General features: G+C 70.4%; 12 protein-coding genes and 1 pseudogene. 9 read left to right on the top strand and 4 right to left on the bottom strand.

The window, feature by feature from the left end; all coding sequences use genetic code 11:
* The first annotated feature begins 25 nt into the window (after nt 1-25).
* Together ACWGJM_RS35735 and ACWGJM_RS35730 are read left to right on the top strand one after the other, a co-directional pair.
* Entirely contained in the window at nt 26-958 is a 933-nt protein-coding gene (locus ACWGJM_RS35735) for an EamA family transporter (protein ID WP_453415923.1), read from the top strand.
* 359 nt (nt 959-1,317) lie between these two features.
* A pseudogene (locus tag ACWGJM_RS35730) lies at nt 1,318-1,676 on the top strand (hypothetical protein); the annotation flags it as partial.
* Here the strand turns inward: ACWGJM_RS35730 and ACWGJM_RS35725 are convergent.
* From ACWGJM_RS35725 to ACWGJM_RS35710, 4 genes are all read right to left on the bottom strand, one after another.
* Entirely contained in the window at nt 1,598-2,584 is a 987-nt protein-coding gene (locus tag ACWGJM_RS35725; protein ID WP_453415922.1) for a L,D-transpeptidase, read from the bottom strand. The pseudogene ACWGJM_RS35730 and the gene ACWGJM_RS35725 sit on opposite strands and share 79 nt — an antisense overlap.
* A 496-nt stretch (nt 2,585-3,080) precedes the next feature.
* Nucleotides 3,081-4,109, bottom strand: coding sequence for a TolB-like translocation protein (locus ACWGJM_RS35720; RefSeq protein WP_453415921.1), 1,029 nt, complete (start codon nt 4,107-4,109; stop codon nt 3,081-3,083).
* A gap of 29 nt (nt 4,110-4,138) precedes the next feature.
* On the bottom strand, nt 4,139-5,419 hold the full coding sequence (locus ACWGJM_RS35715) for an MFS transporter (protein WP_453415920.1): 1,281 nt from the start codon (nt 5,417-5,419) through the stop codon (nt 4,139-4,141).
* Nucleotides 5,420-5,444: 25 nt separating this feature from the next.
* The gene (locus ACWGJM_RS35710) at nt 5,445-6,305 is read right to left on the bottom strand and encodes a glycosyltransferase (RefSeq protein ID WP_453415919.1); all 861 of its coding nucleotides are present in this window, start codon (nt 6,303-6,305) and stop codon (nt 5,445-5,447) included.
* Between the two features lie 289 nt (nt 6,306-6,594).
* On the opposite strand from ACWGJM_RS35710, the gene ACWGJM_RS35705 reads away from it, so the two are divergent.
* The 7 genes from ACWGJM_RS35705 (at nt 6,595) to ACWGJM_RS35675 (ending at nt 16,747) form a co-directional block, all read left to right on the top strand.
* Nucleotides 6,595-8,034: a sugar transferase gene (locus tag ACWGJM_RS35705; protein ID WP_453415918.1), complete on the top strand. Its 1,440-nt coding sequence runs from the start codon at nt 6,595-6,597 to the stop codon at nt 8,032-8,034.
* Nucleotides 8,035-8,057: 23 nt separating this feature from the next.
* On the top strand, nt 8,058-9,107 hold the full coding sequence (locus ACWGJM_RS35700) for a Gfo/Idh/MocA family protein (protein ID WP_453415917.1): 1,050 nt from the start codon (nt 8,058-8,060) through the stop codon (nt 9,105-9,107).
* A gap of 24 nt (nt 9,108-9,131) precedes the next feature.
* Nucleotides 9,132-10,112 (top strand): SDR family NAD(P)-dependent oxidoreductase, encoded by a 981-nt coding sequence (locus ACWGJM_RS35695; RefSeq protein ID WP_453415916.1) that lies wholly within the window; start codon nt 9,132-9,134, stop codon nt 10,110-10,112.
* Entirely contained in the window at nt 10,109-11,248 is a 1,140-nt protein-coding gene (locus tag ACWGJM_RS35690; RefSeq protein ID WP_453415915.1) for a DegT/DnrJ/EryC1/StrS family aminotransferase, read from the top strand. The genes ACWGJM_RS35695 and ACWGJM_RS35690 overlap by 4 nt, the downstream gene beginning before the upstream one ends.
* Nucleotides 11,245-11,952, top strand: a complete 708-nt coding sequence (locus ACWGJM_RS35685) for an acetyltransferase (RefSeq protein WP_453415914.1) — start codon at nt 11,245-11,247, stop codon at nt 11,950-11,952. The genes ACWGJM_RS35690 and ACWGJM_RS35685 overlap by 4 nt, the downstream gene beginning before the upstream one ends.
* Nucleotides 11,949-13,067 carry a DegT/DnrJ/EryC1/StrS family aminotransferase gene (locus tag ACWGJM_RS35680; protein WP_453415913.1) on the top strand — a complete coding sequence of 373 codons (1,119 nt, stop codon included), beginning with the start codon at nt 11,949-11,951 and terminating at the stop codon, nt 13,065-13,067. The genes ACWGJM_RS35685 and ACWGJM_RS35680 overlap by 4 nt, the downstream gene beginning before the upstream one ends.
* A 74-nt stretch (nt 13,068-13,141) precedes the next feature.
* The gene (locus ACWGJM_RS35675) at nt 13,142-16,747 is read left to right on the top strand and encodes a DUF4082 domain-containing protein (RefSeq protein ID WP_453415912.1); all 3,606 of its coding nucleotides are present in this window, start codon (nt 13,142-13,144) and stop codon (nt 16,745-16,747) included.
* Nucleotides 16,748-16,850: the final 103 nt, after the last annotated feature.

Genomic DNA, 16,850 nt, shown 5'->3' with positions numbered 1-16,850 from the left:
TTCCGGAGAAGCTATATTGTCTTCCATGGAAGCTACTATGCGCTGGGTGGCGCTGACCGCTGTCGCGCCGGTGGCCTGGGGAACCAACTACTTCGTCACGCACGAGTTCCTCCCGGCGGACCGTCCGCTCTACGGGGCCGCCCTGCGGGCGCTGCCTGCCGGCCTCGTCCTGCTGGGCTTGTGCAGGCAGCGGCCGCGTGACGGGTGGTGGTGGCGGTCTGCGGCGCTCGGGCTGCTCAACGTGAGCGTGTTCTTCGTGCTCGTCTATGCCGCCTCCCAGTTGCTGCCGACGAGCGTCGCCTCGACCGTCATGGCGGTGTCCCCGCTGGCGATGATGCTCATCGCCTGGGCCCTGCTGTCCGAGCGGCCCGGCATCTCGCACCTGGCCGGCGCCGCGATCGGGCTTGGCGGGGTCTGTCTCATGCTGCTCACGGGGGCCGAAGGGGTGAGCGTGCCAGGAGTCCTCGCCTCGGCCGCGGCCATGCTCGTGTCGTCCTTCGGTCACATCCTGGCCAAGCGCTGGAGCGCCGGTGCCGACGTGCTCGCCGTGACCGCCTGGCAGCTCACCGCCGGAGGGCTGTTCCTGCTGCCAGTCGCCGCAGCAACGGAGGGCCCTCCGCCTGCGCTCTCCAGACCGGCGCTCCTCTCGTTCGCCTACGTCGCCCTGGTCGCCACCGCTCTGGCCTTCACCGCCTGGTTCACCGGACTCCGGCACCTGCCCGTTGGGACAGTGGGACTGATCGGGCTGCTCAACCCCATCACGGGCGTCCTGCTCGGCACAGCGGTCGCCGGAGAGGTCCTGACAGCCCAACAACTATGCGGGCTGGCACTCGTTCTGGTGGGAGTCGTCCTTGGCCGACCCACGCGCGCGGGCCGGCGCGGCAGCAGTCAGGCGCCTCCCGATCCTGCCTCTGACGAGCGTCCCGCGCGCAAGCCCCCCATCTGCAACCCTCGGTGAGGATCGGGCACGGAAGCAGGGGCTCCGCCATGGATGCGTACGAGGACGTACGGAGCCCCCGGCGGCGCTGGGCTCGGGCAGGGTGCGGAACAGCAGCCGGCTCGGCACCGGCATCAGGGCCGGCATCAGGGCCGGCATCAGGACGAGACGCGTCAGGGTGGTCTTCAGGGATGTGGCGTCGGCGATGCTGCCGATGGCGGGGGTCGGCCAGGCCGCCGACACTGACGAAACAGGTAGTTGGCCAGCTTGGCACCCGCACAGCGTCCCCATGGCCTCGGCCGTGATCACGTACGACCAGCTGGAGACCGTCACTCGCCCCGGCGGCCCGCCGACAACCCGCCCAGCACCGGGCCGATCCCATCGATTTCACCGATGCGGCCGCGGCGACCGCACGGATCGCGGCGGAGTTCGATGTCTGGGTTCGATGGCTGGGCACCGGAGCCCACCGCGCTGATCACCGACGGCGACACCGCGCCGGTCCTGCGCCCCCACTACGCGCTGCCGACCGGGCACCCGTGGGACCGGGTGCCCATGCTCGACGGCGCCGAACTCGGCACATCCCTCGCCGCACCCCCAGGCCATCGAGGCCGTCCTCACCGAGTACGAGCAGGTGCTGACCGGCGCCGCCACCGCAGCGCATCACAGCGTCGCGGTCGTCCCCTCCCCGGACGCGCTGCCCGCGAGCCACTGGTCCCATCCCAGGTTGAAGTCGGCGTAGCCGTTGTCGGCCGGGGCCTTGGCACGGGACGAGCCGGTGATGGTGATGGGGTCGCCCTGCTTGACCTGGCCGTAGAACCACTTGGCGTCCGACATGGACAGATGGACGCAGCCGTGCGAGCCGCGGGCGCTGCCGCTGCCCGGATTGGGGTCGCCGGTCGAGTAGTGCACGTACGTGCCGGACTGGGTCAGGTGGACGTCCCAGGGCAGCGTCAGGTCGTAGTAGTTGGGGCTGCCCTTGTCGCAGCTGATGCCAACGCTGCAGGAGGTCATGTGGACCTTCTCCTGCTTGTCGATGACGGCCATGGTGCCGTTCCACGTCGGGTACTGAGGGCTGCCCGCATTGATGGACAGGGTGCGCACCACCGCGCCGTTCCGGGTCACCTTCATGGTGTGACCGGTCACCGAGACATCCGCGCGCACGTCGTCGCCGATCGTGAAGGTGTGGGTGTAGCTGTGCACGCCGTAGCGTCCGTTGCCGTTGTTGACGCCCTTCATGTCGGCGTCGATCTTCACCTTGGTGCCGGAGGGCCAGTACGTCTTCGGTCGCCAGTCGGCGCGCTTGTCGCCGAACCAGTGCCAGGCGCCGGCCACCGGCTTCGAGGCGCTCACCTTCATGTGCTTCTCCACCGTGGCCCGTGCCTTTGCCGCCACCGGGTTCGTGAAGACCACCGAGATGGGCATGGCCACGCCGACCGTGGTTCCCGTCTGCGGGGTGATCGTCTCCAGCAGCATCGGCGGGCCCGCGGGCTTCGTCGGCGTGGGAGAGGCGCTCGCACCCGGCTTGCCCGGCGCCTTTGCGTCGTCGCCGCTCGCCTTGTCACTGCTGCCCCCGCCGCAGGCACTCGCGCCCACCAGCATGGCACCCGTGACGAGTGCGATCCCTATGCTGCCCTTGCGCCGTCCCACGACTGCCCCGTTCTCTCGCGTTTCGGCCCTGACGGGCCCGACTGTCTGTCAGACGATGAGGGTCTGGGTCGCAGTTGCATGCCTTGCGTAAAACGTGTCTCAAAAAAACGGTGCGTGCCGCCGGAGCGGGGATGTCGTGGGCCTGGGGTCGGCGGTCGGCGGTATCGGCGGTGTCCCAAGCGGCACCTCGAACGCAGGTCTTCTGCCTCGGACTTTCCCCGATCAGTGCCGTGGTGTCCTCGCAGGAACCCGTGCGCACCCCCGTTGCGACGTGGACGGCGAAGCCGGCGGCGCGCCGCGGGCCGCAGCGGTCGGCCCGCGCTCTCCAGCCGGTCGAAGGCCAAGCCGGAGCCGCCGTCGAGGACGGCGACGAGCTCACCGTCGGGAACGGCGTCGGGCAGGCCGGCGGCAGCGTCCGCGACGTCGGAGAACTGGCGGATCCACAGCCCCGGCCTCAACCTCCGCCCCGCGGCGGGCGGGCGCACCGCCCTTCAGATCACAGCGGCGCCGGGGAGGACGCGCCCGCGATCAGCAGGCGGGGCTTTCCGGTGCCGTCGGCGGGCACGCTCCACAGGTCGGTGCTCTTGACGTTGCCGTTGCTGGGAAGGGCGTAGGCGACGGTGCGCTTGTCGAGCCAGGTGGCCTGGTCGTCGACGCTGTGGCGTTCGGCGAGCGGTGTCTCGCGCAGGGTGCGCAGGTCGAGGACGTACTCGTGCCAGAGGTCGGTACGGGACAGCACCCGCTTCTTGAAGGCGACCCGGGTCCCGTCGGGGGAGAGCGAGGGGCACTCCACGTTCTCGACCAGGGTGGTGACCGCACGCCCGGACAGCGAACCCCGTACCAGGTAGGTCTTGCCGGCTGTGTTGAGGGTGGCGTAGAAGGTGTCGTCGTCGGTGGCGAAGGTGACGCCCCAGAAGTTGATGTCCGAGGCGTGGTAGGACTTGCCGTCCTTGATGATGGAGAAGGTCTCCAGGCTGGGCGTCAGCCGCATGGAGCGGGTGTCCAGGACCGAGGTCCGGGTGGAGAAGAAGGCGGACGCGTAGGACTCGCCGGAGACGAAGACTGTCCAGGCGACGAAGCGGCCGCTGGGCGAGACCCGGGCCCGGCTGGGGGTGCCCGCGAGTGGGAAGGTGTGCTTGGTGCGCAGGCCGGCGTCCAGGAGCAGGGCGCGGTTGCTCTGCTTGAGGACGCCGGGGTTGGACTGGAGGCAGACCCCGGTGCCGGCCGCAGCGTAGAAGCGGGCGCACTTCAGGTCGGCGGCGGTCCGGCCGCCCCCGGGGTCGGTCGACGGGACCGAGGCGACCGCGGTGCGGTGCGGGCCGGCGGCCGCGTTGACGAACATCAGGCGGCTCTTCTGGCCGAGCGTCAGCTTGCCCGCGCTGACCGTGGGGTCGCCCGCCTGTGGCTGGTTCGCCCGGTCGGCGCGGGCGGCGGCGTGCAGGACGACGCCGGTTCCCACGCCCGCGAGCACCAGGACCGCCGCGACGAGTATGAGCAGGCGGCGGCGCAGCGTTGTCAGGCGCATCCCTGTGGCTCTCCTTGTGGCTGTGGTGGTCATCGGGTCCCGCCTGCCGGGCGCAGCACCATGCCCGCGACGGCCGCGCAGCAGAGCAGACCGACCGCCGAGCCGGCCAGTGCCGGGCCGTCGCCCCACATCGTCCAGGCGGCGCCGAACGCCAGCGAGCAGCAGAACCGGGCCAGTGCCTGGCTGGTGCCGACGATGGCGAGGCCGCTGGCGCGCAGCTGCTCGGGCACGATGTCGGCGAGGGCGGCCGGGAGCACCCCGTCGGTCGCCGCGTAGAACGTGCCGTGCAGGGCGAGGACGAGCGGTACCAGAACCGGGGCGACCGGGGTGCCCGGGGCCCAGAGCAGGAGGGCGTAGGCGGTGAGCAGGACCGTGTGTCCGGCGAGGAACACCGTGCGCCGTCCGATGCGGTCGGCGAGCGCGCCGACGGGCACGGCCAGCAGCAGGAACACGACGGCGGTGCCCAGCGGTAGCAGCGTGAACCACTGCTCGCCGACGCCGGCCCGCCGCTGGAGGAGCAGGTAGACGAAGGCGTCGCTGACGGTGGTCAGCCCGAGCAGCGCGGCACAGCCGGCGAGCGCGCGGAGCCGGGGGAGGCGCAGCAGTCCGAGCGCTTCGCGGACGCGGACGGGAGGCTTGGCGTTCGGCCCGTTCTCTTCTTCGGCCGGGGTGCCCTTCCCTCTGCCCGGCACGAACAGCACCAGTACGAGCACGCCCAGCACGGCGACGCACGCGCTCACCCCGAACACCGCGTCGTAACCGTCGGCCGCCGCGCGCAGGATGAGGAAGGCCGCCAGCGGGCCGAGCATCGCGCCGGTGGTGTCCATCGCGCGGTGCACGCCGAAGGCGCGGCCCTGGTTCTCGGCCGAGGTGGACAGGGAGATCATCGCGTCGCGCGGGGCGGTGCGCAGGCCCTTGCCGGTCCGTTCCAGGGCGAGGACCGTGCCGAGCGTGCCGATGCTGCCGGCGAACAGGAGCAGCGGCTTGCACAGCGCGGACAGGCCGTAGCCGAGCCCGGCCAGCAGCTTGTGGTTGCGGATGCGGTCGGCGAGGTGGCCGCCGGTGAGCTGGACCAGTGCGCTGACGCCGTTGTAGACGCCGTCGAGGGTGCCGAAGCCCAGCGGGCTGAAGCCGAGCGTGGTGACGAGGTAGAGCGGCAGGACGGCGGTGACCATCTCCGAGGAGATGTCGGTGATCAGGCTGACCGTGCCCAGCACCAGCACGACCGGGGCAACCCTGCGCCCCGGCCCGCGTCTGCGGTCCTGGTCGGTGCCCGCCTCGACAGGCTGGGAACGGTCGGTGAGATACAAGACAGGAACTCCAGGTGCGGTGCGATCAGTTCTGCCGACTGCTCTCGTCCCGTAGCCAGGTGCCGAAGTCCTGTTCCCGGATGGCCTTTCCGGCCCTCCGCCGGGCGGTGACCGCTGCCGCGACGAAGACCACGACAGCCACGAGGAGTCTCGGCTCCCGGCGGAGCAACGCTTTCAGGTCAGACTTGCTGGTGCGCGCCGTGGCCCCTTCCGGCCCCTGATGCTGCTCGACCTGGGCGGTGGACACCGCGGCCCGAATGCGCCGCTTGATCAAGTCCTGCCAGGTGCACGGTGGTTGGATCACCACACCGGCCGCGTCGACCACGAGCCGTTCCTCCGGCGTGAACGCGAGGGACGCCGCGAGGTCGTCCGCCATCAGCGGTGGCAGCGCGGCGATCCGGGCGTGCCCGGCCTTGGAGACCGCGATGACGCCCCGGCCGAACAGCCCTTCGCGTACGGCGGGCAGCCGCTGCCACACCTGGTAGTAGGCGCGCACCCGCCAGGCACAGGAGGCCAGCGGGATCCGTCGCTCGGGGGCGGTGGCGAGGACGCCCGAGGTCTCGTCGTCCAGGGGCTCGGTGAGTGCGCGTACGTCGGCGCTCGCGATCACGACGTCGGCGTCCACGTAGAGGCGCGGGAAGCCGCGCGCGTGATCGTCACCGGCCCGCAGCGCGGCGTGCTTGGAGGGCACGGGTATCTCCACCACCCGGACGCGCGGGCCGCGTGCGGCCGCGATCCGGGCGGTGTCGTCCGTGCAGCCGTTGCACACGACCACGATGTCGGTGTCGTCCGTGGACTCCTCGGGTGAGGAATCAGCCAACAGGGAATCGAGGAGCCGGCCGATGACTCGGGCCTCGTTGTGGGCCGGGATCACGATGCTCGTCACGGGGGCAGTATGCCGTCGGTGTCACTATTGCGACATGTGTTTCGTCCAACTGTTCCCGAGAGTGAGCCGCATGGTCTAGATTGATGACCGCCGGACCGGTTTGGGTGGGGAACTCGTTCTTGACTGCATGTCATGGTCCGGCAGTCGAATGGATCTGAACAGAGTCAGTACGTACCAGCATGCTGGGGGCATGAGGCGGTTGGGGAACCGCTGAAGCTCCCTCGCTTTCCAGTGCCGCTGTGTGGAGGGCACTTCGGTCAGGGGTAGCCGCGCATGTGGTGGGGGGCGCATGACCATTCAGGTCACGCACGAGCAATCGGTCGTGGAACGCAGAAGTCCACATGGCCGCCGAAGACGTTGGGAACAGAAGTACCGCATCGTCCTGCTGGTTGCGGACGGCCTCGCGGCCGCTGCCGCGGCCTTATTGATCCACGCGGCCTACGGCCGCTGGGCGGTGGCCCTGGTGCTGCCCCCGACCTGGATCGTGGCCATGCTGGCCCACCGTTCCTACGACCGCAGCACGCTGGGTCTGGGGGCCGAGGAATACCGACGGGTGCTCCGTGGGGCCGTCGCGCTGCCGGCGCTGGCCGCCGTCGCGTACTGGCCGTTCACCCACGATTCGGACCTTCTTCATGACATGATCATGGCAGCGATGCCGGCTGCTGTGATCGCTCTCGCGGCCCGGTACACGCTGCGCCGCCGCCTGCACCGGCGATGGGCCCGGAGCCGGGACGGGAGCGCGACGCTCCTGGTCGGACCGTCGAGCGGCATCGTGGAGCTGGTCGCGGTGCTCAGGCGCGGCGGCACACCGAAACTCCAGGCCGCCGGAGCGTGCCTGACCGATCCCGAGAACGCCCCGGAGATACGCAAGTTGGGGCTCCCCGCCCTCGGCGGCGTCGGCGGCATGAACGACGTCGTCCGGGCCCTGGGCATCAACACCGTGGTGGTGCTGCCCGCCCCCGAGCTCGACGCCTCCGTCCTGCGCCGGATGTCCTGGACCGCGGCCGTGCAGGGCGTCGACTTCCTGCTGGCTCCCGTGCTGACCGACGTGTCCGCCTCCCGGCTGGCGGTACGGCCCACCAACGGGGTGCCGCTGGTGCGGATCAAGCCGCCGAACCTCTCCCGGATCTCCCGGCTGCCCAAGGAACTGCTGGATCGTTCCTTCGCGGCGGCTCTGCTGCTGCTCCTCGCACTGCCGATGCTGCTGGTCGCCCTGATCGTCCGGCTGGACAGCTCCGGCCCCGCCCTGTTCCGGCAGCAGCGGGTGGGCCGGTACGGCGACCACTTCACCATGCTGAAGTTCCGCACGATGCGGCCCGACTCGGAGGCCCTCCGCGCGGAACTGGAGCACCTCAACCAGAACAGCGACGGCCTGCTGTTCAAGGTGAAGGAGGACCCGCGGATCACCCGGGTCGGCTCGTTCCTGCGCCGCAGCTCACTCGACGAACTCCCGCAGCTCGTCAACGTCGTCAAGGGCCACATGTCGCTGGTCGGCCCCCGGCCGCCGCTGCCCGAGGAGGTCGAGGAGTACACGCCGGACATCAAGCGCCGGCTGCTCGTGAAGCCCGGCCTCACCGGACTGTGGCAGGTCAGCGGACGCTCCGACCTGCCCTGGGACGAGGCGGTCCGGCTCGATCTCGGATACGTGGACAACTGGTCGATGGGCCTGGACCTGTCGATCCTGGCGCGCACCGGGGCCGTGGTGGTGCGCGGAACGGGGGCCTACTGATGGACCAGAGGAAGAGGAAGACAGTGACGCAGGAGCCGTTGGGGGTGGCGGTCGTCGGGGCCGGATACTGGGGCCCCAACCTCGTACGCAACTTCCAGGCCGGCGAGGGTTTCCGGCTGCGCTGGCTGTGCGACCTCGACGTGGACCGGGCCCGGCGGGTCCTCGGCGGCTACTCGACGGTCGAGGCCACCTCGGACTACGCGGCCGTCCTCGCCGACCCCTCCGTGACCGCCGTCGCCGTGGCCACGCCCGCCGGCACCCACCTCGACATTGCCCTGGCCGCCCTGCGCGCCGGCAAGCACGTCCTCGTGGAGAAGCCGCTCGCGGCGACCTACGCGGACGGGATGCGCCTGGTGACCGAGGCCGAGGAGCGCGGCCTCACCCTGATGTGCGACCACACCTACTGCTACACCCCCGCCGTGGGCCGGATCCGTGAACTGGTCCGCTCCGGCGAACTCGGCGAGATCCACTTCGTCGACTCGGTCCGGATCAACCTCGGGCTCGTCCAGAAGGACATCGACGTGCTGTGGGACCTCGCCCCGCACGACCTGTCCATCCTGGACTTCATCCTCCCGGACAACATCGAGCCGGTCGCCGTCGCCGCCCACGGGGCCGACCCGATCGGCGCCGGCCAGGCCTGCGTGGCCTATCTGACGCTCCAGCTCAACACCGGGGCCATCGCCCACGTGCACGTCAACTGGCTGTCGCCGACCAAGGTACGGACCACCATGGTGGGCGGTTCCAAGCGCACCCTCATCTGGGACGACCTCAACCCCGCCCAACGCGTGGCCATCTTCGACCGGGGCGTGGACCTGGCCTCGCCGCAGGAGATCGGCGCGGACGAGCGCCGGGACATGCTCATCTCCTACCGCTCCGGGGACATGGTCGCGCCCGCCATCGGCGAGAGGGAAGCGCTGCGCAGCATGGTCGACGAGTTCGGCGAGGCGATCAGGGAGCGCCGGGCGCCGCTGACCGACGGCCGGGCGGGCCTCAGAGTGCTGGACATTCTCGAGGCGGCATCGCGAAGCCTCGAATTCAAGGGCGCGGTCGTCGGCCTGCGCGCCGGGCGTTGACAGATCCTATTGGCTGAGAGGTACATGCAGTTGAGCAGCGTACGAGGCAAGAAGATCCTGGTCACCGGGGGAGCGGGCACCATCGGCTCCAACCTCGTCGACCTGCTGGCCGCCGGCGGCGCCCGCGAGATCGTCGTACTCGACAACTTCGTGCGCGGGCGGCGGGCCAACCTCGCCCAGGCTCTGCCCAGCGGTGTCGTGGAGATCGTCGAAGGCGACGTCCGGGACGCCGACACCGTACGGAAGGTCACCGAGGGCGCCGACCTGGTGTTCCACCTCGCCGCGATCCGCATCACCCAGTGCGCGGAGGAGCCCCGGCTCGCCAACGAGGTCCTGGTCGACGGCACCTTCAACGTCCTGGAGGCGGCGGTCGAGGCCGGGGTCACCAAGGTGATCGCCTCGTCCTCGGCGTCCGTCTACGGCATGGCCGAGACCTTCCCGACGACCGAGCGCCACCACCCGTACAACAACGACACCTTCTACGGTGCCGCGAAGGCCTTCAACGAGGGCATGCTGCGCAGCTTCTACGCCATGTACGGACTGGACTACGTGGCACTGCGCTATTTCAACGTCTACGGCCCCCGGATGGACATCCACGGCCTCTACACCGAGGTGCTCATCCGCTGGATGGAGCGCATCGAGGCGGGTGAGCCGCCGCTGATCCTCGGCGACGGCACACAGACCATGGACTTCGTCGACGTCCGTGACATCGCCAGGGCCAACGTCCTGGCCGCCGAGTCGGACCTCACCGACGAGGTGTTCAACATCGCGAGCGGTACGGAGACTTCGCTCAAGGAGCTCGCCGAGGGCCTGTTGGAGGCGATGGCGGCAGAGGGCCTGGAGCCGGAGCACGGGCCCGCCCGCGCGGTGAACGGGGTGACCCGGCGGCTCGCGGACACCTCGCGGGCCGCCGAGCGGCTCGGCTTCACGGCGCGGATCGACCTGCGTACGGGTCTGCGGGACCTGGTCGAGTGGTGGCGTGCGGAGCGGGAGGCGGCAAAGTGAGCACCGGCCGCATCCCGGTGATGATCCCCTGGCTCGGTGAGGAGGAGGCCCGGGCCGCCTCCGACGCGGTGCTGTCCGGGTGGGTCGCCCAGGGCCCCCGGGTCGCCGCCTTCGAGAAGGCCTTCGCCGAACGGGTGGGCGCCGAGCACGGCATCGCCGTCAGCTCCTGCACCACCGCCCTGCACCTGTCACTCGTCGCGCTGGGCATCGGCCCCGGCGACGAGGTCGTGGTGCCCTCGCTGTCGTTCATCGCCACCGCCAACGCCGTACGGTACGTCGGCGCCGAGCCGGTGTTCGCCGACGTCGACCCAGCCACCGGCAACCTGACCCCGGCCACCGTGGACGCGGTCCGCACCGCCCGCACCAAGGCTGTCCTCGCTGTCCACCAGGGCGGCGTCCCGGCCGACGTGCACGCCCTGCGTGCCGCCTGTGCCGACTGGGACCTGCCCCTGGTCGAGGACGCGGCCTGTGCCATCGGCTCGACCGTCGGTGGCAAGCCCGTGGGGCACGGCGCGCTGCTCGCCGCCTGGTCCTTCCACCCCCGCAAGCTCGTCACCACGGGCGAGGGCGGCATGATCACCACCGACGACGCCGAGTGGGCGGCCCGTCTGCGCCGGTTGCGCGAGCACGGCATGAACGCCTCGGCGGCGGACCGTCACGCGAGCGGCAAGCCGGTCCTGGAAAGCTACTTGGAAGTCGGCTTCAACTACCGCATGACGGACGTCCAGGCCGCCATCGGCCTCGTCCAGCTCGGCAAGCTCGACGCGATGATCGCCCGCCGCCGCGAGCTGGCGGCCCGGTACGACACGCTGCTGCACGACGTCCCCGGCCTCGCCCCCGTACGCGATCCCGCGCACGGGCAGAGCAACTTCCAGTCCTACTGGGTGCTGGTGGACGAGGACTTCCCCGTCGGCAGGGACGACCTGCTCGCCGCACTCGCCGAGGCCGGCGTCTCCGCCCGGCGCGGGATCATGGCTGCGCACCTCGAACCCGCCTACGCGGACCACCCCCGCGCACCGCTGCCGGTCACCGAGCGCATCACCCGCGACTCGCTGATCCTGCCCCTGTTCCACACCATGACCGAGGCCCAGCAGGACCGCGTCGTGGCAGCACTGCGCGAACAGGCTCGCAGATGAACGAACTGCTGATCATCGGCGCGGGCGGCTTCGCCCGGGAGACCGTGCAGGCCGTGGCGGACACGGGCGAGTTCAAGGTGCTCGGGCACCTCGACGACAACCCCGCCCTGCACGGCACCGAGGTGGACGGCGTGCCGGTCCTCGGCGGCTGCGACCTGGTTCACGAACTGCCCGGAGCCCGGGTGGTGATCTGCGTGGGCAACCCCAGGGACTACGCGGCCCGCGCCCGCCTGGTCCGCCGGTTCGCCCTGCCCGCGGACCGCTACGCCACCGTGATCCACCCGACGGCCTCGGTGTCGGAGACGTCCGCGGTCGGCCCCGGCTCGGTCCTGCTCCCGCACTGCGTACTCACCGCCGCAGTGCGGGTGGGCGCGCATGTCGCCGTGATGCCGCAGGTCGTCCTCACCCATGACGACGTGGTCGAGGACTACGCCACGATCGCGTCCGGGGTCCGCCTGGGCGGGGGCGCGCGACTGGAACAGGGCGCCTATGTGGGCTCCGGGGCCCTGGTCAGGGAGGGCACGACGGTCGGCGCCTGGTCGCTGGTCGGGATGGGGAGCGCCGTGCTCGGCGACGTGCCGCCGGGCGAGGTCTGGGTGGGGAGCCCGGCCCGACGGCTGCGCGCGGCGGACGCGCCCGCGCTCGACGAACTCGCTTCGCGAACAGGACTCGTGACGCGCACAGTGGGGGGACCGCTGACATGAACCAGATTCAACTTGTGGACCTCAAGGCGGCCCACGGGGAGGTCGCCGACGAGGTGCGAGCCGGATTCGAAAGGGTCCTGGCCGACACCGCGTTCGTCGGCGGCGAGGAGGTGCGCCGGTTCGAGCGCGAGTACGCGGACTTCGGCGGCGTCGCGCACTGCGTGGGCGTCGCCAACGGCACCGACGCCGTCGAACTGGCCCTGCGTGTGAGCGGGGTCGGCCCCGGCGACGAGGTCGTGGTGCCCGCCAACACCTTCATCGCCACAGCCGGCGCGGTGGCCAGGATCGGGGCGCGCCCGGTCCTCGCGGACTGCCTGCCCGGCAGCTACCTGCTCGACCCCCAGGCCGCACTGGACGCGGTCGGCCCCGCCACCCGCGCGGTCGTACCGGTCCATCTCTACGGGCAGATGGCGGAGGTGACGGCGCTGACCGGCCAACTGCCCGCAGGAGTACGGGTCGTCGAGGACGCCGCCCAGTGCCAGGGCGCGACCCGCGACGGCCGCACCCCGGGCAGCGACGGCATCGCGGCCACCAGCTTCTACCCGGGCAAGAACCTGGGCGCCTACGGCGACGCGGGAGCGGTGCTCACCGACGACGAGGAGCTCGCCGGCCGGGTGCGCGCGATCGCCAACCACGGCGGAGTCGCCAAGTACCGCCACGACGTGCCCGGTTTCAACAGCCGCCTGGACGGCCTCCAGGCCGTTGTCCTGCGGGCGAAGCTGGCGCGGCTGGCGGACGGCAACGTGGCCCGGCGGGCGGCCGCGGCCCGCTACGACGCCCTGCTCGCCGACCTGGCGGCCGCCGGCCGCGTCGTCCTCCCGGCCACCGCCCCCGGCAACGTCCACGTCCGCCACCTGTACGTCGTCCAGGTCGTCGGCGCCGACCGGGACGGCATCGTCGGCAAGCTCAACGCCGAGGGCATCGGCGCCGGAGTGCACTATCCCGCCCCGGTCCACCTCACACCGGCGTACCGCCATCTCGGGTACGCCCGGGGTGACTTCCCGAACGCCGAGAAGGCGGCGGACCGGATCCTGTCGCTGCCGCTGTACCCGCAGATCACCCCTGACCAGCAGCACCGCGTCGTGGACGCGTTCGCCGACGCGCTCGGCAGCTGACCGGTCCCCAGAGCTTCACGCTCCACCTCCGACTCCCACAGGGCGGCCCTGCACAGCACCGCTGAGAGGTACACATGCAAAACTGGAGCAGACGGATCCGGGGCGGGCGCCTCGCCGTCGTAGCGGCATTGATATTGGCGGTGCTCCCGCTGGCCGGGTCCGCCCAGGCGGCGTCCGATCCGTGCGGGTCGGGCTCCAACCCCATCGTGTGCGAGAACTCCAAGTCGGGCAGCCCCAAGTCCGACTGGTTCTCGTCCAACGCCTACGGCGACATCCAGGGCTTCACCACCAAGGAGAGCGTCCAAGCCGGGGACACCGTCCAGTTCAAGGTCCAGTCGAAGACCCCGTACAACATCCAGGTCTACCGTCTGGGCTGGTACGGCGGCGACGGCGCGCGCCAGATGTCGACCGCGGCCCAGGCGGCCGTGACGTATCCAGCCAACTACTCCTCCAAGCCCGCAAGTTGCGCCACCAAGAGCGGCGCCGGCCTGGTCGACTGTGGCAACTGGCCGGTGACCGCGACCTGGACGGTGCCCAGCGACGCCGTGTCCGGCCTGTACATCGCGAACCTCACGCAGACCGACGGCGACGGCCTGATGCCGTACCCGTTCGTCGTCCGCAACGACTCCAGCACCTCCGACATCGTCGTACAGACCAGCGACCAGACCTGGCAGGCGTACAACGACTACGGTGGCCAGGACCTGTACGGCGGCACCGGGCCCGCGCCGGACGGCCGCGCCTACGAGGTCAGCTACAACCGGCCGCTGGACATCGGCGGCGACAACGGCATCTACGGCTCCGAGTTCATGATGCTGTCCTGGCTGGAGCGCAACGGCTACGACGTCAGCTATCTGTCCGGCGTGGACGTGTCGTCGACCAACGGCTCGACCCTGCTGAAGAAGCACAAGATGTACATGTCGTCCGGCCATGACGAGTACTGGACGCAGAGCCAGTACTCCAACGTCCTGGCGGCGCGGAAGGCCGGCGTGCGGGAGGGCTTCTTCAGCGGCAACGAGGTCTTCTGGAAGACGCGGCTCGCCCCCAGCATCGACGGCACGAACACGGCCGACCGCACCCTGGCCTGCTACAAGATGACCAAGATGGCGTTGAACAACGGCATCGCCGACCCCAGCGGCACCTGGACCGGCACCTGGATGGATCCGGCCAGCACCAACTACGGCCAGACCTACCGGCCGCCGAACATCCTCACCGGCTCCATGTTCCAGGCGAACGGCTATCGCAACGACGCGATCACCGTGCCCGGCTCGTACGGCAAGAACCGGATCTGGCGCAACACCTCCATCGCGAGCCTCACCGCCGCTCAGACCGCGACCTTCCCGACCGGCACGCTCGGTTACGAGTGGGACAGCGACCTCGACAACAGCACCAGACCCGCCGGGGAGATCGACGTGTCGTCCACGACGGTGGACATCACCGACGGCACGTACCGGCTGGACTGGGGCAACCTGTACGGCAACGGCACGGCGACGCACAATCTCGTGGAGTTCCGTGACCAGGACTCCGGGGCCCTGGTGTTCGGGACCGGGACCGTGCAGTGGTCGTGGGGCCTGACCAACGTGCCCACCTACAATCCCGATGACACGGTGGTCACCGAGGACTCCCGTATGCAGCAGGCGACGGTGAACATCCTGGCCGACATGGGGGTCCAGCCGAAGTCCCGGCAGAGCAACCTCGTCGCCGCCACCGCCTCCACCGACACCACCGGCCCGACGGTCACCGTGACCAGCCCGGCCTCCGGGGCCACCGTCCCGGCGCTGAAGCCGGTCACCGTCACCGGCTCCGCCACCGACGGTGGGGGAGTGGTGGCCCGCGTGGAGGTGTCCACCGACGGCGGATCCACCTGGAAGGCAGCCAAGGGTCTTTCGTCCTGGAGCTACACCTGGACGCCCACGAACCCGGGCGCCACGTCCATCAAGGTCCGCGCGGTCGACGACAGCGTCAACATCAGCGCCGTCACCACCGTGCCGCTGACCGTCGGCCCCCAGGCCTGCCCGTGCACCATCTGGCCGGCCTCGGCCGTGCCCGGCACCGTCAACGCCGGCGACGGCGGCTCGGTGGAGCTCGGCGTCAAGTTCCGTACCACCGTGGCTGGTTCGGTCACCGGCGTGCGGTTCTACAAGTCGCCCGTCAACACCGGAACCCACATCGGCAGCCTGTGGACCGCCTCCGGTACCCGCCTGGCCACCGGCACCTTCACCGGCGAGACGGCCTCCGGCTGGCAGCAGCTGAACTTCGCCGCGCCCGTGACCGTCAAGGCCAACACCACTTACGTCGCCTCGTACTTCGCCCCCAACGGCGGATACTCCTACGACGCCGACCTCGCCGACAGCGATGCCGGCCTGGCCCCGCTGACGGCACTGAAGACCGGTACCGACGGCGGCAACGGCGTCTACCACTACGGCTCGACCAGCTCCTTCCCGTCCTCGCAGTCCTCGGGCAGCAACTACTGGGTCGACGTGGTGCTGGACACCTCGACGGCCAGCACGACCCCGCCCACCGTCAGCTCGACCTCCCCGACGTCCGGGGCGACCGACACCTCGATCACGGCACCGGTGTCGGCCACCCTCAGCTCGGCCGCCGACACCGACAGCGTGACGTTCACCGTGAAGGACCCGGACGGCAACACCGTGCCGGGGGCCGTCACCTTCCCCGCGTCGAACAAGGCGACCTTCACGCCGTCGACGGAGCTGGAGCTGCACACCACCTACACCGCGTCCGTCCAGGCCTCCGACGTATGGGGCAACGCCATGGCGGACCCGGTGACCTGGACGTTCACCACCAGTTCCACCCCGCCGGCAGTCACCTGCCCCTGCACGCTGTGGAGTTCCTCCGCCGTGCCGGCGAACACCGACATGACCGCCGACCCCAACTCGGTCGAGTTGGGCACCCGGTTCACGTCCTCGGCATCGGGCTGGGTCACGGGCGTCACCTTCTACAAGGGCACCGGAAACACGGGCACCCACACCGGCAGCCTGTGGACCGACGGCGGCACGCTGCTCGCCGGCGGTACCTTCACGGGCGAGACGGCCTCCGGCTGGCAGACGCTGACCTTCGCCACTCCGGTGGCGATCACCGCCGACACCCCGTACGTCGTCTCCTACCACGCGCCGAACGGCAACTACGCGGTGGACGGGGGCTACTTCGCGGCGGCCCACAAGTCCTACCCGCTGACGGCCACGGCCGACACCACCACGCACCACAACGGTCTGTACAAGTACGGCAGCGACTCGGCCTTCCCCAGCAGTTCCTACGGGTCCGCGGACTACTGGGTCGGCCCCGTCTTCACCGCCGACAACCCCAGCGGGTCCCTGGCGTCGGAAACCGCCTCAGAGGTGACCGCGTCCTCGGTGGCGCACACCGCCGACCAGGCGAGCGCCCTCGTGCTGGCCGTGCCGGCCAAGGCGGCGGTGTCGTCCGTGAAGGCGACCGTGACCATCCTGCCGGGCCGCAACGCGGCCGCCGCCAGGAAGCTCCACGTCACAGCCGTCGTCTCCTACAACCGAGCGACCCACAGGGCGACCGTCCATCTGTCCGCCCCGTTGCCCGACGGCACCCGCTTCAAGATCACGGTCACGGCCAAGGACAAGCACCGTCACACAGTGAAATCCCACAGTTGGACGCTGACCAGCAAGACCGTCTTCAAGAAGAAAAAGAACTGACAAGAAACAGATCTGGCAAGAAGAACAGAACTGACCATGTCTCTTAAACACATCTACGCAGCCGACGAGAGGGCGGCTGTACATCTCGGTGGACGGCGGATCA

The organism is Streptomyces sp. NPDC054834 (assembly GCF_053611185.1).
The sequence above is the reverse complement of the archived record's forward strand: the minus strand, read 5'-3'. Positions and strand labels throughout refer to the sequence as shown.

Bases quoted from the DNA above. Each gene is read 5' to 3' on its own strand.
- ACWGJM_RS35680 (WP_453415913.1), top strand. From the start codon at position 11,949: ATGAACCAGATTCAACTTGTGGACCTCAAGGCGGCCCACGGGGAGGTC.
- ACWGJM_RS35720 (WP_453415921.1), bottom strand. From the start codon at position 4,109: ATGCGCCTGACAACGCTGCGCCGCCGCCTGCTCATACTCGTCGCGGCG.
- ACWGJM_RS35675 (WP_453415912.1), top strand. From the start codon at position 13,142: ATGCAAAACTGGAGCAGACGGATCCGGGGCGGGCGCCTCGCCGTCGTA.
- ACWGJM_RS35685 (WP_453415914.1), top strand. From the start codon at position 11,245: ATGAACGAACTGCTGATCATCGGCGCGGGCGGCTTCGCCCGGGAGACC.
- ACWGJM_RS35735 (WP_453415923.1), top strand. From the start codon at position 26: ATGGAAGCTACTATGCGCTGGGTGGCGCTGACCGCTGTCGCGCCGGTG.
- ACWGJM_RS35705 (WP_453415918.1), top strand. From the start codon at position 6,595: ATGACCATTCAGGTCACGCACGAGCAATCGGTCGTGGAACGCAGAAGT.
- ACWGJM_RS35695 (WP_453415916.1), top strand. From the start codon at position 9,132: ATGCAGTTGAGCAGCGTACGAGGCAAGAAGATCCTGGTCACCGGGGGA.